Source organism: Streptomyces sp. NPDC000941 (assembly GCF_053599555.1).
In genome coordinates, this window is sequence record NZ_JBSFMM010000132.1 from 14,920 (window position 1) to 31,764 (window position 16,845).

A 16,845-nucleotide genomic window follows, 5' to 3' on the forward strand; every position below is an offset into this window, starting at 1 on the left:
TCCTGACGCTCGTTCGACGCTGATTCTGGCGGGGCGTCAGATCTGTCGGAACGGAGCTTGACAGTGAACGACCTGACCGACCGATCGGCTTGCCGGCCGTGATGCCGGCAAGCCAGGAACCGGTCTTCAGCCTCGAAGGCCGCCAGCCGCTCTGGGCTGGTGGCGACGGGCCCCGACCCTCCTTCCGCCGGAACAAGCGCCGAACTTGTCAAGTAGGGCCGATCGACTCCCCTATAATCCGGGAACCGGCGATAGGGGGATGCATGTCGCACATCGTGATGTGTCACGGCATTGGGTACCAGTACAAGCATCGAGAGACATCGCTCACGGACTGGTATGAAGCGCTGCGCACCAGCATGACAGACGCGGCCCTCCCGGTCCCGTCGCCCGACCTCGTCTCCGCGGTGTTCTATGGCAACTGCTACCGCAGCTTGAGCACCAAGGGAAGCGTGAGCGAGGACGAGTTCGCGGGCATCCCGCATCTGAGGATCGGGGATGTGCGCGACCCGCTGGAGAGTGCCCTGCTCGAGGCGTTTGCAGAGGGCACCCAAGCTTCTACACCGGACGGCAAGGGCATGACACAGGCCGCGCTGCGCAGACTCGAGAAGTCCGAGGGGCTCGGCCGCCCGCCTGCTCGCGCCGTGATCTGGCTCGTGCGACAGGTCCGCCGCTACCTGGACTCCGACGACAGCGTCCGCGCCTGCGCCCAGCAACGGTTCGAACGGGTCGTGACGCCCGAAACCAGGGTGATCGTCGCGCATTCGCTCGGCTCCGTCGTCGCCTACGAGGCACTCTGCGGCGACCACCCCGACTGGAACGTCGACACTCTCGTCACACTGGGCTCACCGCTCGGCCTCGGACTGATCAGGGAACGGCTGACGCCGGGGCCGCTGCCGGACGGCAACAGGCGCTGGCCCCGGGTGAAGCGCTGGATCAACATCGCGGCCGACGACGACCCCATCGCCCTGGTGAAGAAGCTCAACCCGATCTTCGGCGGCCGCGTCGAGGACCGCCTCGTCGTCAACACGCCGTGGTACCACCCAGGGAGGTACACGCTCGGCGGACACTCGGTCATGCGCTACCTCACCACGGGAGAGCTGGCTGAGGCCGTAGGAGACGTTCTGCTGCTCGAGGAGTGGTGACGGCGGCAGCCGCCGGCGGCGACTCCATCGGCCAGGCCGCAAGAGTCGCACTCGTCTCAGGCACCAGCACCTTTGGGGAAGGCTTTCCGCCGCTGTTACGGGTGCCCGACGAGTTGCGGATGATGAAGGCCGTGCTGGCGGAGTCTGCTGGTTGCACGATCCATCCCGATTCCCAACTGGACCCCAAAGTGGGCCAGTTGCGGCAGAGCTTCGAGCGTGCCCTCAGCGGTGCCGACGGTACGCCGCCGGACCTGCTGATCTTCTACTACTCCGGGCACGCGGTCGAACTCGGCGACGGGGATCTCGTCCTCGCTGCCCACGACAGCGAGAAGGGTCGGCTCGACACCCAGCTACGGGTCGACGACCTGTTCGCGATCCTCACGGCGGATGACCGACTGCACCCGCGCGAAGTGGTCCTCCTCCTGGACACCTGCCATTCAGGGCTGGCGGTGGCGCGTTTCGATCAGGCTCAGGCCATCGAGCGAGTCAAGGGCAGCGTGCTTCCCGTGTTCACCGCCTTCGGCGCCATCGACCGCCTTCGCAAGGCCCACCAGTTCCACTTCGCCGATTCCTTCGCCGCTGCCGTGCGTACGGCCCCGGGGAGCGACAGGGACGAATTCCTATCGATGGACGTGCTGTTCAACGCCCTCGTCGGCCGGATGAAGCACCTGCAGGGCGATGAAGGGAGGCCACCGGAGCCGGAGTACCTCCCACCCCGATCGCAGAGCCGGGCGTTCTTCAACCCCTGGTACCTTCCGCAGGTAATCCGCAGACCACAGGAGGCTCAGGGCGCGAACGGGTGGGCGTTCTGCGGCCGGGCGAAGGCGGTCGACGCGGTTGTCACCTATCTGAACGGCGCCGACGCAGCCAGAGCTCTCGCGGTAACCGGAAGCGCTGGTTCTGGCAAGTCGGTCCTGTGCGACTGGATCCACACAGGGGCACACGCCGCCCCTCTGCCAGCCGGCCCCCAAGCGCCTGAGTTGGTGCCACCCGGCTGTCTCGACCTGCTCCTGGACGTCCGTGGCATGCCTGTGGCAGCCGTCGTCCAGCGACTCGCATCCCATTACGGGACAGGAACTGAACTCGGCGACACGCAAGGTCTCATCGACAAGCTCGCGGCTCGGCGCGGAACGCTGAGTATGTGCTTTGACTCCATCGACGCCTGCACCGATCCCGACAGCCTCTACGCGAACCTGCTGGCACCGCTGGCCGCGCTCGAGCACACGCGAGTCATCCTAGTCGGTAACCAGGCGCCCCCGGGCTTCGTCGGCCCCCAGCTCGATCTCGACAGTCCGGACTTCTTCAACGTCGAGGACATCGCTGCGTTCGTGGAGCACTTGCTGCTGCATCGGAAGAGCACCACATGGGCCTACGCGGATCCGCGGTGGGTGACGGACATCGCGCGCGCCACGGCCGGGGCGGCGGGCTATTCCTGGCTCCGGGCGTATCTCCTCGCCGTGTCACTCAGCAATGAGGACCCGGCCACCGCACGCGTCCGGGCCGAACGGACCACTGCGGAGCTGTTCCTGGACCGGTTGCAGGCCCTGGACGAGGATGATCCCCAATGGGCTCAGGATCTACTCCTCCCGGTGGCCCTCGCTCAAGGCGAGGGCCTGCCGGCTGACGGACTCCTCTGGGCGGCTGTGGTGCGGGAAGCCAGCGGGCGGAACGTCACGACGGCCGACCTGGAACACGTACGGCACAAGGCCACCGATTTCCTCGCTGCTCCGGAGGGCGGCATGCACGGACACGGTTGGAGACTCGAACGCTTCCCCAACGCGGAGTCCCTGGTCCAGGCTGCGGGCGAGGCCGCCGCTCATGCCTACTTCGTCCGGGCGATGATCGCCCGACTGCCCTTGCGACCGTCGGGCGCGCGGGACTGGGCGGCGGCCGACCATTACACCCGCAAGTACTTCGCCCATCATGCGCAGTTGGCCGGGGCGCTGAACGAGTACCTCGACGACCCGGAGTTCCTGCTGATGACGGACTCCGATGCGCTGCACCGCGCCCTGACCGTGCTGCACGACAGTCCGCTCAGCAACATCGCGCGCGTGCGGACGCTGTGCAGTGAACTGGCCAGGACGGACCGGGCGGACGGACACACCCTGTCCCGCATGGCTCTGCTGGCCCAGGTGCATGAACTCCCCGAACTCGCCCGGCGGGCCAGCGAGTCCGCGGTCGGATGGCAGCCCATCCTCACGTACCGCCGTCCGGCCACGACCGTCCACTGCCTGCCCGACGGCGGCGAACTCGTCATCGACGAAGAAGGGACGATCCTCCGCTGGACAGGCTCGGTGGACCATCCCTCCTGGCAGACCCTCACACCGAGCAAGCGCACGGCCAGCGTGACCGCCACCTCCATCATCGATGTCTCCGGCCCCGCCCTGTTCGCCGGGCAGATCGACGGCCGGGCCTGGGTACAGCACCTCGCCAATGGAAAGCCCTTCCTCGTCCCGGACCTGACGCTCGGCTGTCGGCTGGTCGCCTGCGTCCAGTCGGAGACGGGCGGCCTGCTCATCGCGGGCACCGAGGGATGGCAGTGGCGGGCCGCCCGCGTCACAGGTTCCCTGGTGCCTAGGGGCCGGCTCCGGATCGGCGGCGCGGCGACTGCCCTGAGTGAGGGCCTACCGATGGTCGCGACCCGCACGGCCAAGGACGTCAGCGTATGGCGCGTCGACGGACAGTTGCTGCGGGTCTACGAGCCCCCGCAGAGGCTGGCGCTCACAGCCATTGCCGCCGACGGCGACGGTATCTACACGGGGGCGGGCGACGGCTCCGTGTGGCTGACGTCCTGGGACGGCACTAACGGCCGACAGATCACCGCACACGCCAGCCAGGTCGCCGAGCTGCGCGTGCTCACCACCACCCGCGGCCGGTTGCTGGTGAGCGCCGGACAGCAGGGCGACATCAAATTGACCCCCCTCACTTCCCGCTCTGATGCGCCCTTCCACCTTGAAGTCGGGCTTGACGTCTGCTCGGTGGATGTCGACACCCGCGGTCATCTTGTGGCCGGCACCGGCGTCGGCGTGGTTCGTATCGCCCGTTGAAGACCAGGACGAGCCCTCCGGGGCGCGCCGATCAAGGAGGACACCGTGAGCATCGCGGAGCCCGCAAAACACTGCGGACGCAAGGACGACTCGCTGGGGTACGAACTCCGTATGGCCATGCACGCGTTGGCCGGCGTGCTGCGGGGGATACCGATCGACGCCGCCGGGGTGGAGCGGCTGCTGCGTACCGTGATCGATCTTGGAAACCGGGTCGTGCGCAAGGGACCATTGCCGGTCCGGCCCTTCGACTACCTGGGCGGGCAGCCTCCCATCAGCGCCGGCGCGCTGCTCGCCGAGTACGCCGACCCCGGAGCCACCACGCTTGCACCGCTCCTGGCCGAATTGGACGCCGACCTGCTCGCCGAGCTCGACGAACTCGTCACCCGGGGTGAGCAACCCTCCGGTGCGACGACCTGCGCACAGCACGAGGCGACCGACCCGAACGAGGTCCCCCTCATGCTGGAACCCGTCGACGACTGGTTCGCGATCGCTCGTGCGACAGCCCGCTTCGACGCGGGTGGCGCAGCGCGTCCCGAGGCAACGGACCGCACGGTACAGGCGGCCTGGACCGCGCTGCCCCCCGCTGCCGCTCGCGAGGTAGAACGCGCGCTCGATGCGGCGTGCCGGCTCGCCGCCGACATCGGCCGACCTCAGCCGCCCGCGATCAGCGCGTCCATCGACGTGCAGGGCGCGCTGAGTCCGTCGGTGGTCGCGGCACACACGTGCGCGGCCGCCATCGCCCTTACCTACCTGGCCCACCAGGGTGCGCTGCCCACGCCTGGGCAACTTGGTGTGCTGCCTCTCGCCGGATGTGCGCAGGACGGCTCATGGAGCCGATACACCAGCGGAGGCCGGGTCCTGCCGGACGCGGCCGACGACGGTCTTGACTGCCTGTGGCGCGACGAAGAAGGCTGGAGACTGCGGACCGGGTCCGGGACTCGGTCGGATCCCGATCCCACCCTGGCTGGCGCGGCCCGTCTGCTGTGGGGTGAGCGCTGGGAGGAGACCCGCCGTAAGTGGGCTGGGGAGACCTTGGACGCGCACCAGTGGAGCATCCTTCACTCCACCACGGGTGCCGAACCGGGCGAGGGCGCCGACGACTGGTTGGGCCATGGCGACACCCACCTGGTCGAGATGGGCCAGGCGGGCTTTCTCGCTCGCCGCTTTCTCCGGTGTCCGACCTCGCGTGTCATCCAGTCAGGCATGCGTAACAGCGGTAAGACGGTCTGCGCTCGCCAACTGGTCTGCAAACTGGAGGCCGCTGGGTGGCAGACCCTGGTCCTGTCGCCTGCGCACCGTCACCTGCCCACGGACGACAGCCTGCCTTCCGTGGTGCGAGCTGCGCTCATCGCCACGCGGACCACGAGCGGACGCCACACACTGGTCGTCCTTGAGGATCTGCATGCCCTGAACGACGGCAATATCGGAGAGGCGCTCGAATCTCTGGGCGACCTCAACGTCGGAGTGGTTGCACTTACCCGTTACGTCGACGGCGCCACCAGCAACTGGGAAAGCCACGGGGTGACCGCTTACATGGCGCCCCTACCGTCGGACGAGATCCCCGACCTGGCGCGTCGCCTGATTGAACGTCATCCTGAGGTGTATAAGTCCGTCGATAGCGAAGCCAGCATCTCCCTGGCGGTGGAGGCTTGTCAGGGAGACCTGGGCGTCCTCGTCGACTTGCTGCGCGAGGGCGTCACCTCCGACCCGGCCGGAGAATCCGGGCGACGCGATGCTTATCGCCTGGTGCGTCAGCAGGTCGAACGCGCCTGCGCCTGCCTCGATGAGCCCGCAAGGGCAGTCGTGTGTCGGCTCGCTGCCGTGTCCATGTTGGACGAGAGCATGCCCGCTTCCCAGATGGAGCCGCTCACGGAGGAGACCTGCGCGGCACTGGGCGTCGTGGTGGGAAAAGGCCTGGTCCGCATTCCCAGTGCGGTGCGCGCGGAAGCGGTGCTGAACTGCGCGAGCCCAAGAGGCCGGGACGACCTGCTCACCTGGCTGGAGCAGTACCTGCTGGCCATGCTGGAGAGGAGAGAGCACGACAGGGTGCGGGCCCTGCTCACCAACTTTGCCGCGTATGAGCCCGAACGCCTCACTACGCTGCTTGAGCGGGAGACCGTACAGCAGGCCCTCGCCTCCTGGTCGTCCGAGGTCCACCCGCCGATGGCCTTGCGCGTACTGCGTCTGTGCGCGCGGCACGGCGACTCGTCGCTGTGGATCCCCGCTGCCCTGCCGGCCGTTGTCACGCGGATTCCGCACCTGCCTCAGTTGGCGGTGTACGAGCTGACAACCGCTCTCAAAATGGTCTGGGAGCACCAGGAACAGCTGACCGGTACCGAGGTGGCCGACCTGCTGACCTGGGCGGGTACCCCGAACGAGGGGCTGGACGCCGTGCTTGCTCGGCCAGCCACGGTCGCGGACCGCCGCCACCTCGCGCAAGCCCTTCTGCGACTGGCTTCGGAGACCACGACTCCTCTGACGACCGTCTGCCAGTGGCTGGAAGAACGTGCCGACGCGTTGATCCGAGGGGCCGACGTACGAAGCCACAGCGACCTGATCAACGTCCGGCGGCTGGATGACCTGATCCACCGCTGGTCCCAGGAGGCCCGCGGACCGGACAGCCCGGAGAACACCAGGCGTGACTGGCTGCGTCCGCTGGAGAAGCCCGCACAGGTGCTCCTCGATCAGTACCCCACCCCACGCACCCCCCTGGCCTCCGTGCTGGCTTGGATGTCCCTGCGCCTGCATTTCAACGGTTCCGCCGACTGGGACGATCTGATCAAGCAGTACGAGAAACAGATCATGGCGGCGCTGGCACGCGCGGACGCGATCCAGATCAGCAGTGCTCTCGACGATCTGGCCCGCAACGACCGCGGACGGACCAACAAGCTGTTGAACCACCTGCTGAACAGTATGCGGCTAGGTCCCGCCCTGGCGGCAATCCTCCAGAGGTCGACACCGGCGGAGGCATCGATCCTCCTGTCCACGGTGCGCAATGTCCACGGTGGCACGATCAAGAAGCTGCTCTATCACGAGACCGCCCAGGGCAGCCAGGAGGCCAACGTCCAGTTAGCCCGGGACCTGGCGGCGGCGATCGACGAACTCAAAGACGGCCGCGGGGCCGGGATGCTGCTTAGCAGCGTCAGCCGTGCCGATGACCTGTACTGCGACACGGAGGACCGCTTCGGCTACCGCCTGGCCTGTGAACTGGGGCCGGAGTTCGCTCGGTCGCTGATGAAGAAGGAACGGCGCCCCGCGGTCATCTACCACTTCCTGCGAGGGTTGTGGGAGGCGGGCGCCGACTACCGCGGCGACTTGGAGGAGGAGGCACTGCAGTTGGTGGTCTCCAGCATCCAGGCCCAGCGGGGTGCGGCCCGGCCGTGGGGACCGCAGCTTGCGATGCTGCTGATCGACGACGACTACTTCGGCCAGAAGTTCCTGCTGCAGCTGGCGGAGCGTCTCGACACGCGGATGCTGGTCGAGCGCATGCGCAATCCGACGCTCGACCCACAGAGCATGGTGCACACACACCGGTTGGGCCTCGCCATCGCCCCCCGAATCGGCGAGGAGTTCGCCAAGGGCCTCAACCTCGACCACGCCGTGCGCAACCCGCTGCAGTGGCGTGCTGGGGAGGTGGCCCAGAAGCTCCAGATCATGGCGCGCACGCTGCGTTCCGCGGGAAATCCCGATGCGACGGCCGTGGTGCTGCGTCACTTCAAGGCCGAAAATCCCCAGTGGGATTGGGCGGGCGCCCTGCGCTCCTTGCCGAGGATCGGCGCGTTCACTACCGCGGTGAACCAAATGCGCAAGTTCGACCCGGGCGAGGCCGCGGGGGCTGTCCGCACCCTCAGCCTCCCCGAGGGCGACCAGGCCTCGTACCTCAGGAACGCGCTGACCCGCAGCGTGGTCCATCCGCCGCTGATGGCGGATCTGCTGGCCTCGGCCGAACGCTGCCTGCCGGGCGTGGGTCGGGCGGAGCTCGAGTCGTTGCGTGACGACAGGGAGGACCGCTGGCGGACCTTCACCAACACCTTCAGGTTCGAACAGGACCCGATCACACAGGGCAGGGTCGGCCGTCAGCTCGCGCGCCTCGGTGTGGTGCCGGCCGAGGAGTCGCAGAATTGGATGGGGACGCTGGTCAACCGGGTCTGGTCACCGACCATGCATCTGATCGCGAGTCCCCGGGCACTCGCGGAGGTGTTGACACTCGCGTACATCTGGGAGCCCCAGTGGGGCGAGCAGTTGGGCGAGAAGGTCAACGCATACAAGCTGCTCAGGAGACTGAGCCTGCGCATGCGTCACGACCTGCGCGATTTGCCCGATCTCCTGACGGTGCTGTGGTTGACGGGGCGTGAAGACGTCGTCGACGACGTCGTCCATGATTTGGGTTCGGTCGACCCCGCGATTCTGGTCGAGGCCATGGGACTCAAACAGGCCGGGCGTATGCTCAAGTCGCTGCGCCATGCGAAGCGGTCTGCGGACTTCCTTGCCCCAGCCGTGGGGCAGCTCCTTGACAGGACCCTCGAGCGGCCGCTGGTGGTGGACATCGAGCAGCACTGGACGACCATCGGCTGGGCGGCGCAGGCGCTGACCGAATGCTCTCAGGAGCGTCAGTTGCCGCACAGCGCACCGGTCTTGGAATCGAACTTCGTGGCGTATCCGGCCGCGGTGGCTTGGGCGGCGGTGTGGCTGCCGCGCACCGACTGGTCCACTGCGGCGGCCGAGGAGGCGCTGGACACCTTTGGCCGGATCGGTGTCGCCCACTGGCACCCCCAGGAGACGGGCATGGCCCTTGTTGCTTCGGCCCGGTTGGGCGTGATCCAGTCCGGAGAACCACTGGCCATTGACTGGATGATGGCGACGGAGGCCGACTACGAACTGCTGACCCTTGTGTGCCGGGAAGCGGCGCGCATCCCTGCCATCGCCGACCATCTCATGAGTCCCGAGGTGGCGAGGCGCATGAGGGAGCGGGTAAACGTACCGGGCATCACCGTGCTCCCGTGCCATCAGGAGCTGAAGTCGGCAGTTCAACGTCTGTGTCCGGTGCCTGTGGCATCGGCCCCGGTGACGGAGGAACAGCTCGATCTGTGAGTGCCTCCTGGTTTGCGGGTGGCGCTCGTTTGACGCTCTGGGCGTCCGCAAGGGCGTTCAGAGCAGCCACAAACCCATACTGTCCTGCGGTTACGTCAGCTCCCACCTCTTGTGACAGATTTCTGGTGACGCATCACGTGGAGTGCGTGGCGATCCTTGAGCCTGTGGGAAAGAGGCGCCGACACGGCTCCGCGGCGATCGCCGCGAGTAACTTCTTTTGCCGGAGGAAAGTCGGGTTGGACCGATCCCGTCTAAGTAGACTTAGACATGTCGAGGTCGATCCAGGCTGGTGGGGAGTTCCGGTGGACGAGAGCACGCTTGCCAAGCCCGAGGACGTGGTCGACCGTGACCGTGAGTGGGGTCTGCTCACCGAGTTCCTCACGGACCCGGATCCGGCGATGCGTCTGGGGATCGTGTCGGGGCGCAGGCGGCACGGGAAGTCGTATCTTCTGCAGGCGCTGTCGGAGCGGGTCGGGGGCCTGTACGTCACCGCGGTGCGGGAGGAAGGACGGCTGCCGGCGATCCGGCGGTTCAGCGACGCCATCGCGGTCCACGCGGGTCTGCAGCCTGGCACGCTGCGGTTGACCGACTGGCGTGAGGTCCTGTCCAACGCCCTCGATGTCACCGCGCGTTCGCAGACTCCGTTGTTGGTGATCGACGAGTTGCCGTATCTCCTCCAGCACTCTCCCGAGATCCCCGGCCTGCTTCAGCAGCTTTACGACGAGCGCCAGCGGGGCACCGGGGACGGACCCGGAGCGCGGGTGATCCTGTGTGGGTCCGCGATGAGCGTCATGCACGAACTGCTGTCGGGGACGAAGCCGTTGCGCGGCCGTGCGGTGATCGACCTGAGGCTGGGGGCCTTCGACTACCGGGCCAGCCGTGCGTTCTGGCAGATCGACGACCCGCTGACCGCCCTGCAGGTGCACGCCGTCCTCGGTGGCGCTCCCGGCTACCGGCCGGTGGCGGCCCGCCCGCATCCGAACGACGGTTTCGTCTCCTGGCTTACGCGGACGCTCCTGGACCCGGGGCGGGCGGTGTACTCGCGCACGGAGACGGAGTATCTGCTGCGCGAGGATCCGCGGATCACCCAGCACACCCTCTACTACGACATCCTCACCGCGATCGCCCAGGGCGCCACCACCCCCACCAAGATCGGCGCGGCCCTGGAACGACAGCGCAACGCCGTCACCCACCCGCTCGACGTCCTGGAGTCCACCAGCTACATCCAGCGCGAGCAGGACATCCTGCGTCCCCGCCACCCCGTCATCACCCTGGCCGACCCCATCATCCGCTTCAATCAGCTGATCACCCTGCCGCAGGCGGCCACCGTCGAACAGGGTTTCGCCGAAGAGGTGTGGCAGGCCGCCGCGCCGACCTTCAACTCCAAGATCCTCGGCCCCCACTTCGAGGACCTCGCCCGCACCTTCACCCGCCGATACGCCCACACCCTGCTTCCGGGAGGCCTGCCCGGTCCGGTCGGCACCACCGAGGTAGCCGACCCGGCGGCCCGCACCAAGCACGAGGTCGACGTCATCGCCCTGGCCCTGGGCGAGCGCCCGCAGGCCCCCCGCGCCCGGATCGCCCTCCTTGGCGAGGCCAAGGCCACCGCCGCCCGCCGCGGCACCGGCGACCTGCAACGCCTGGAACGCATCCGCACTCTGCTCGCCGACCAGGGCTACGACACCACGGGCACCACCCTGGCTCTGTTCTCCCTGCACGGGTTCTACCCGGACCTGATCGAGTCCGCGGCCCGGCGCGACGATCTTCTCCTGGTCGACCTGCCGAGCCTCTATGGGATCGGTTGACCTCGACTTCCACGCACGAGCGTCAGAGACCCCGCTCCGACGAGGCGAACCCGACGAAGCCCGCCCATGCCTCACGCGACACCGTGAGGACGGGCCCGGCGGCGGCCTTGGAGTCGCGGACGTGCACAACTGCCGTACCGGTTGCCACCTCTACACAATCGCCGCCCTCGGCTCCGCTGTAGCTGCTCTTGAACCAGACGAGGCCAGAGGCGACGGTCGAGGACTCAGCGTTGTTCATAGCTCTCCCAGCAACCCTTCGATGAACCCCAGTGACTCTCGTGAAGTGAGAGCCTGTGACCGGATAATCCCATAGCGCGCGGCGGCGAGAGCCGCTTGTTCCGGGTCGGTCTGAAGAGCGCTGGTTCCCTGAGCCTCGACGTATACGAACTTCTTGCCGTCCGTGCGGGTGACGACCGTGAACGGCCCGTCCACGCCAGCGCTCTCCTCAGAGTCGAGCCGCATGACCTGGATCTCGACGTTCCGCTTCTGGCCGATCAGGTGGAGGTGTTCCAGCTGTCCTCGCAGAACGTCCTTTCCGCCATACCGGCGCCGCAACACCGACTCGTCCACCACGAAGCTCATCAGCGGCGCGGGCCAGCGCTCGAAGATGTCCTGCCGGGCCAATCGCGCGGCCACGCGCTGCTCGATGGTCTCCTGGTCCAGGACCGGACGTCGCATCGCCAGCAGCGCTCTCATGTACTCCTGGGTCTGGAGCAGGCCCTTGATCACGAGGGTGTCGTACGAGAGAAGTTCAATGGCCTCCTTCTCCAGCGTCGCCATCCCCTGAAAGAACACCGGATACTGCGCCCGCTCCACCTCGTCCTTCCACAGGCACAGCAACCCGTCCGTCTCCAGTACCTCGTCCGCCCGGTCGATGGTCCGGGGCGACGGAATCCTCCGTCCCTGTTCGAACGCCGCGATGGTGGAGGCCGAGTACCCGAGCCGCTTGCCGAACTCCTCGCGCTCCATCCCCTTCCGCACGCGTAGCATCTTCATGGTCTGCCCGAACGCCGTGATGACGCCCCGACCCGCCTTGTCCTCCGGCCGCCGCCCGGCCCCGCCGTCACCCTCCCAGCCATCCGCAAGGTTGACGACCGCTCCGCCGCCACCGCGCGGAACCGCCTCGGCCTCCGCCGCAGCACCTGTACGCTCCGTCATCGATCACCGCCTCCCCGGCCCAACGCCCCCGGTAGGGGCGCCGTCACGCCGCGCGCCTCGTACCCGTACACACACCGCGCGGACAACTGGTCCGCGTCGGTGCGTCACCACTGGTTAACGCTACGCGACCAGCGGGACCGTGGTCGGCATGACGAACAATCCCGACAGCCCCACCCGTACCACCCAACTCACCACCCCCACCCGGCGCTTGACTACCACCTCCACCCCGGCTGACCTCACCTTCGAGATGCGCTTCACCTCCACACCCCGAGGTGTCCGTCTCGCTCGGCGCCTGGCGGCCGTCCGGCTGGACACATGGGGAATCCCGTACGGCACCGAGCCCCACGACGAGATCGACCTGATCGTCGCCGAGCTGACTTCGAATGCCGTGCGGCACGGCCGCGTCCCCGGCCGTGACTTCCACCTCCGCCTGCGCGTGACGGCGGCGCACGCGCGCCCGGCCACCGCTCGGATCGAGGTCACCGACGCCCGCGCCGGGGGTGTGCCGCGACGCCCTGCCGTCCCGCCTGCTTCGGATGGCCCCGGCGCCGAGGAGACAAGCCGCGGCCTGCTCCTCGTATCGCACCTGGCCACCCGCTGGGACTGGCACCTACGGCCCGACGGCTCGGGCAAGACGGTCTGGGCGGACTACCTTCTCCCTAGTTCGCCCATCCCTGGCCCGCCGGGTTTGCGGTGAGTATCGGACAGCGACACGCCGACGGCATGGCGTGTCGTTGTCCGATACTCACCGCAACTCACTCGGGCGCCTGTTAAGGCTCGGGGTGGTGGCGGACCAGGGCGCGAGTGGCCATCTCCTCGGCCGACATAGCGCCGCGTACGTATGTGTCGGCGTCCTGGTCGGAGGCGGATGTCGGCCGGAGACCCTCGGCAGCGAGGGAGCCCGTGACGGATTCGGCTGCCTTGCCGCGGGCGACGCGACGGCTGAACCTCTCGGGGGCACTAGGTGAGATACACATCTGACACATTTATGACATGAGTGATCCCGTCGTCGAATCCATGGCCGAGGTCCGCAGTCACCTCGCCGACGTCATTGACCGTGCCTGCCGGGCGGAGACCCCGACGATCATCACCCGGCGCGGCAAGCAGGAAGCCGTCGTGATCGACATCCAGGAGTACCAGCGCCTGCGCCGGATCGCCGAAGACGCTGAAGAAGCATGGCTCAACCGGCTGGCCGACGAAGCCGAGTCCGAAGGTACGGAAGGGTCTGTCTCGCTCGAAGAGATGGCCGCCCTGCTCCGTGCTGATCAGGGCTGACCCTCGGGGTACGTCACGCGCTTCACGCCGCACGCGCAGCGGGACATGCTCAAGCTGATTTGTCTGGTCCTGGCTGTCGGTAATCGGCGCGATGTCCACCGCCAGGTTCCCTGAGACCCTGCCGTCCGGGGCATCGGGATCCGCCGCCTGACCGTACGGTCCACGCTGCGCAGGGCCGCTCACATCGCCCCGCCGGATTGTGTGCGGTGGGTGTTACCCCTGACGATCGGCCGCGGAGACGCCCGCGTAATGAGTCGTTTGTACGATCACGGACGTACGGCGGTCACAAAGGGCCGAACCAGGTCGATCAGGAGAGAGGGGCGCCCGTGGCCGCACCGGGCTCGCGGAGTGAGGGCACGACGAAGGTGCGGACGGTCTGCTCGTACTGCGGGGTCGGCTGCGGCATGGTCCTCGACGTCGGGAGGGGGCCGGACGGGCGGCGTACGGTGCTGAAGGCGGCCGGGGACAAGGAGCACCCCGCGAACTTCGGGCGGCTGTGCACCAAGGGCGCCACCACCGCGGACATGCTCGCCGCCCCGGGGCGGCTGACCACCGCCCTCGTCCGGCCGGACCGCGGCGAGGAGCCGCAGTCCGCGCCCGTGGCGGACGCCGTCGCGGAGACCGCCCGCCGCCTGCGGGCGATCATCGACGAGCACGGGCCGGACGCGGTCGCCCTCTATGTCTCCGGGCAGATGGGCCTGGAGGCGCAGTACTTGGCGAACAAGCTGGTCAAGGGGTTCCTCCGGACCAACCAGATCGAGTCGAACTCCCGGCTGTGCATGGCCAGCGCCGGCACCGGCTACAAGCTGTCGCTGGGCGCGGACGGGCCGCCCGGCTCGTACCAGGACTTCGACAAGGCGGACGTCTTCTTCGTCATCGGCGCCAACATGGCCGACTGCCATCCCATCCTCTTCCTACGCATGATGGATCGGGTGAAAGCGGGGGCGAAGCTGATCGTCGTCGATCCGCGGCGCACCGCCACCGCGGCCAAGGCTGATCTGTTCCTGCAGATCAAGCCGGGCACGGATCTGGCGCTGCTCAATGGGCTGTTGCAGCTGCTGCATGCGAACGGCCACACCGACCCCGGGTTCATCGCCGCGCACACCGAGGGCTGGGAGGCGATGCCCCGCTTCCTCGCCGACTATCCGCCCGCCGCCGTCGCGGAGATCACCGGCATCCCGGAGGACGACATCCGCGAGGCCGTCCGGCTGATCGGCGAGGCGGGGGAGTGGATGAGCTGCTGGACGATGGGGCTCAACCAGTCCACGCACGGCACCTGGAACACCAATAGCCTGATCAACCTTCACCTTGCGACCGGCAAGATCTGCCGCCCCGGCAGCGGGCCCTTCTCCCTCACCGGGCAGCCCAACGCCATGGGCGGCCGGGAGATGGGCTACATGGGGCCGGGGCTGCCCGGACAGCGGTCCGTACTCGCCGACGCCGACCGTGACTTCGTCGAGGAGCTGTGGGAGCTGGAGCCGGGCGCGCTGCGCGCCGACGGCGTCGGCAAGGGCACGGTCGAGATGTTCCAGAAGATGGCCGAGGGGGACATCAAGGCGTGCTGGATCATCTGCACCAACCCGGTCGCCTCCGTCGCCAACCGCAAGACGGTCATCGAGGGGCTGGAGGCCGCCGAGTTCGTCGTCACGCAGGACGTGTTCGCCGAGACGGAGACGAACGCGTACGCCGATGTCGTCCTGCCCGGCGCGCTGTGGACCGAGGCGGAGGGCGTCCTGATCAACAGTGAGCGTAACCTCACCCTCGCCCGGCCGGCCGCCGATCCGCCCGGTGAGGCGATGGCGGACTGGCGGATCATCGCCGCCGTGGCCCGCGCGATGGGCTACGAGAAGGGCTTCGCGTACGACAGCGCCGAGGAGGTCTTCGAGGAGATCAAGCGTGCCTGGAACCCGGCGACCGGCTGGGATCTGCGCGGGGTGAGCTACGAGCGGCTGCGCGCCACCCCGGTGCAGTGGCCGGCGGCGACCGCGGACGGGCCCGACCGCAATCCGATCCGGTACGTCGGCGAGGACGGCTCGCCGACCTTCCCGACCCCGAGCGGCCGGGCGGCCTTCTACGCCCGCCCGCACCTGCCGGCGGCGGAGCTGCCCGACGACGACTACCCGTACGTGCTCAACACGGGCCGCCTCCAGCACCAGTGGCACACCCTCACCAAGACGGCCAAGGTGCCCAAGCTGAACAAGCTCAACCCCGGCCCCTTCGTGGAGGTGCACCCCCGGGACGCGGCTCGGCTGGGCATCGCCGAGGGGGACTCGGTGGAGGTTGCCTCGCGGCGCGGGCGGGCCGTGCTGCCCGCGGTCGTCACGGACCGGGTGCGGCCGGGCTGCTGTTTCGCGCCGTTCCACTGGAACGACCTGTTCGGGGAGTACTTGAGCGTCAACGCGGTGACCAGCGACGCCGTCGATCCGCTGTCGTTCCAGCCCGAGCTCAAGGTGTGCGCGGTGTCGCTGACCAAGGTGGCCGCCCCGGTGACGGTGCGGGACCCGGTCATGGCTGCGGCCTCCGTGTCCGGCCCGTCCGTTCCCGGCCCGTTCGGGCTTGACCCCGCGCCGCCGCCGGTCCTGGCCGAGCATGAACGCCGGTATCTGACCGGCTTCCTGACCGGTATCCCGTCCGGCGCCCCGGGCGTACCGGTGCTGCCGCCGGACGCCCCGTTCAGCCCGGAGCACGTCCTGTGGGTGAACGGCGTGCTGGCCGGGATGTACTCCAGGGCCTCCAGGGCCTCCAGGGTCGAGGCGACGCCTTCCACCGCGTACGGCCACGGCGGCTCCGCGCGGCTCTCCCGCCGCCAGGTCGTGATCCTCTGGGCGTCGCAGACCGGGAACGCCGAGGAGTTCGCGAACGCCGCGGCGCAGCGGCTCACCGCCGATGGTCACCTCGCCTCCCTCCTGCCCATGGAGCAGGCCGACCCCGCCGCGCTGCCGCACGACACCGACCTGCTGCTGATCACGAGTACCTTCGGCGACGGCGACGCCCCCGACAACGGCGCCGGGTTCTGGGACGCCCTCGCCTCGCCGGACGCCCCGCGACTGAAGGGCCGGCGCTACGCCGTTCTGGCCTTCGGCGACTCCTCGTACGACGACTTCTGCGGCCACGGCCGCCGCCTCGACCAACGCCTGGCGGAGCTGGACGCGATACGGCTGGCCCCGCGCGCCGACTGTGAACCGGACTATGAGAACGAGGCCAAGGCCTGGCTCGACCAGGTCGTCACCGCCTTGAAGACCGCCGAGCGGCCGGCGCCCGCCCCGGCCCCCGCCGCCTCGGGGAAGTAGGAGCAGAAGGATGTCTGAACCCCCCCCACACCACACA

The 16,845-nt window shown here is 68.4% G+C and carries 10 protein-coding genes; 7 read left to right on the plus strand and 3 right to left on the minus strand.

All coding sequences use genetic code 11. The annotated features are described in order from the left end of the window. The first annotated feature begins 263 nt into the window (after positions 1–263). From ACWDSL_RS33715 to ACWDSL_RS33730, 4 genes are all read left to right on the plus strand, one after another. On the plus strand, positions 264–1,142 hold the full coding sequence (locus ACWDSL_RS33715) for a hypothetical protein (protein ID WP_450491755.1): 879 nt from the start codon (positions 264–266) through the stop codon (positions 1,140–1,142). After that, a complete protein-coding gene (locus ACWDSL_RS33720; RefSeq protein ID WP_450491756.1) occupies positions 1,139–4,189 on the plus strand; it encodes a caspase family protein in 3,051 nt (1,016 codons plus the stop codon). The genes ACWDSL_RS33715 and ACWDSL_RS33720 overlap by 4 nt, the downstream gene beginning before the upstream one ends. Before the next feature lie 45 nt (positions 4,190–4,234). Further along, positions 4,235–9,280, plus strand: a complete 5,046-nt coding sequence (locus ACWDSL_RS33725) for a hypothetical protein (RefSeq protein ID WP_450491757.1) — start codon at positions 4,235–4,237, stop codon at positions 9,278–9,280. A gap of 302 nt (positions 9,281–9,582) precedes the next feature. After that, on the plus strand, positions 9,583–11,085 hold the full coding sequence (locus tag ACWDSL_RS33730; RefSeq protein WP_450491758.1) for an AAA family ATPase: 1,503 nt from the start codon (positions 9,583–9,585) through the stop codon (positions 11,083–11,085). Between the two features lie 22 nt (positions 11,086–11,107). On the opposite strand, the gene ACWDSL_RS33735 is transcribed toward ACWDSL_RS33730, so the two are convergent. Together ACWDSL_RS33735 and ACWDSL_RS33740 are read right to left on the minus strand one after the other, a co-directional pair. Beyond that, on the minus strand, positions 11,108–11,323 hold the full coding sequence (locus ACWDSL_RS33735; protein ID WP_450491759.1) for a DUF397 domain-containing protein: 216 nt from the start codon (positions 11,321–11,323) through the stop codon (positions 11,108–11,110). Beyond that, the gene (locus tag ACWDSL_RS33740; RefSeq protein ID WP_450491760.1) at positions 11,320–12,243 is read right to left on the minus strand and encodes a helix-turn-helix domain-containing protein; all 924 of its coding nucleotides are present in this window, start codon (positions 12,241–12,243) and stop codon (positions 11,320–11,322) included. The genes ACWDSL_RS33735 and ACWDSL_RS33740 overlap by 4 nt, the downstream gene beginning before the upstream one ends. 148 nt (positions 12,244–12,391) lie before the next feature. Here ACWDSL_RS33740 and ACWDSL_RS33745 point away from each other — a divergent pair, with 148 nt between their 5' ends. Beyond that, the gene (locus ACWDSL_RS33745) at positions 12,392–12,940 is read left to right on the plus strand and encodes an ATP-binding protein (RefSeq protein ID WP_450491761.1); all 549 of its coding nucleotides are present in this window, start codon (positions 12,392–12,394) and stop codon (positions 12,938–12,940) included. A gap of 73 nt (positions 12,941–13,013) precedes the next feature. Here the strand turns inward: ACWDSL_RS33745 and ACWDSL_RS33750 are convergent, their stop codons facing one another. Continuing rightward, entirely contained in the window at positions 13,014–13,229 is a 216-nt protein-coding gene (locus ACWDSL_RS33750; protein WP_450491762.1) for an antitoxin VbhA family protein, read from the minus strand. 7 nt (positions 13,230–13,236) lie between these two features. Between ACWDSL_RS33750 and ACWDSL_RS33755 the strand changes: the two genes are divergently transcribed. Together ACWDSL_RS33755 and ACWDSL_RS33760 are read left to right on the plus strand one after the other, a co-directional pair. Beyond that, positions 13,237–13,518 (plus strand): type II toxin-antitoxin system Phd/YefM family antitoxin, encoded by a 282-nt coding sequence (locus tag ACWDSL_RS33755; protein WP_450491763.1) that lies wholly within the window; start codon positions 13,237–13,239, stop codon positions 13,516–13,518. Positions 13,519–13,922: 404 nt separating this feature from the next. Next, a complete protein-coding gene (locus ACWDSL_RS33760; protein WP_450491764.1) occupies positions 13,923–16,808 on the plus strand; it encodes a molybdopterin-dependent oxidoreductase in 2,886 nt (961 codons plus the stop codon). Positions 16,809–16,845 lie beyond the last annotated feature (37 nt).

What these genes read in the sequence shown, in the direction of transcription:
- ACWDSL_RS33715 (WP_450491755.1), top strand. Translation starts at nt 264, where the DNA reads ATGTCGCACATCGTGATGTGTCACGGCATTGGGTACCAGTACAAGCAT.
- ACWDSL_RS33735 (WP_450491759.1), bottom strand. Translation starts at nt 11,323, where the DNA reads ATGAACAACGCTGAGTCCTCGACCGTCGCCTCTGGCCTCGTCTGGTTC.
- ACWDSL_RS33740 (WP_450491760.1), bottom strand. Translation starts at nt 12,243, where the DNA reads ATGACGGAGCGTACAGGTGCTGCGGCGGAGGCCGAGGCGGTTCCGCGC.
- ACWDSL_RS33745 (WP_450491761.1), top strand. Translation starts at nt 12,392, where the DNA reads ATGACGAACAATCCCGACAGCCCCACCCGTACCACCCAACTCACCACC.
- ACWDSL_RS33750 (WP_450491762.1), bottom strand. Translation starts at nt 13,229, where the DNA reads ATGTGTCAGATGTGTATCTCACCTAGTGCCCCCGAGAGGTTCAGCCGT.
- ACWDSL_RS33755 (WP_450491763.1), top strand. Translation starts at nt 13,237, where the DNA reads ATGAGTGATCCCGTCGTCGAATCCATGGCCGAGGTCCGCAGTCACCTC.
- ACWDSL_RS33760 (WP_450491764.1), top strand. Translation starts at nt 13,923, where the DNA reads ATGGTCCTCGACGTCGGGAGGGGGCCGGACGGGCGGCGTACGGTGCTG.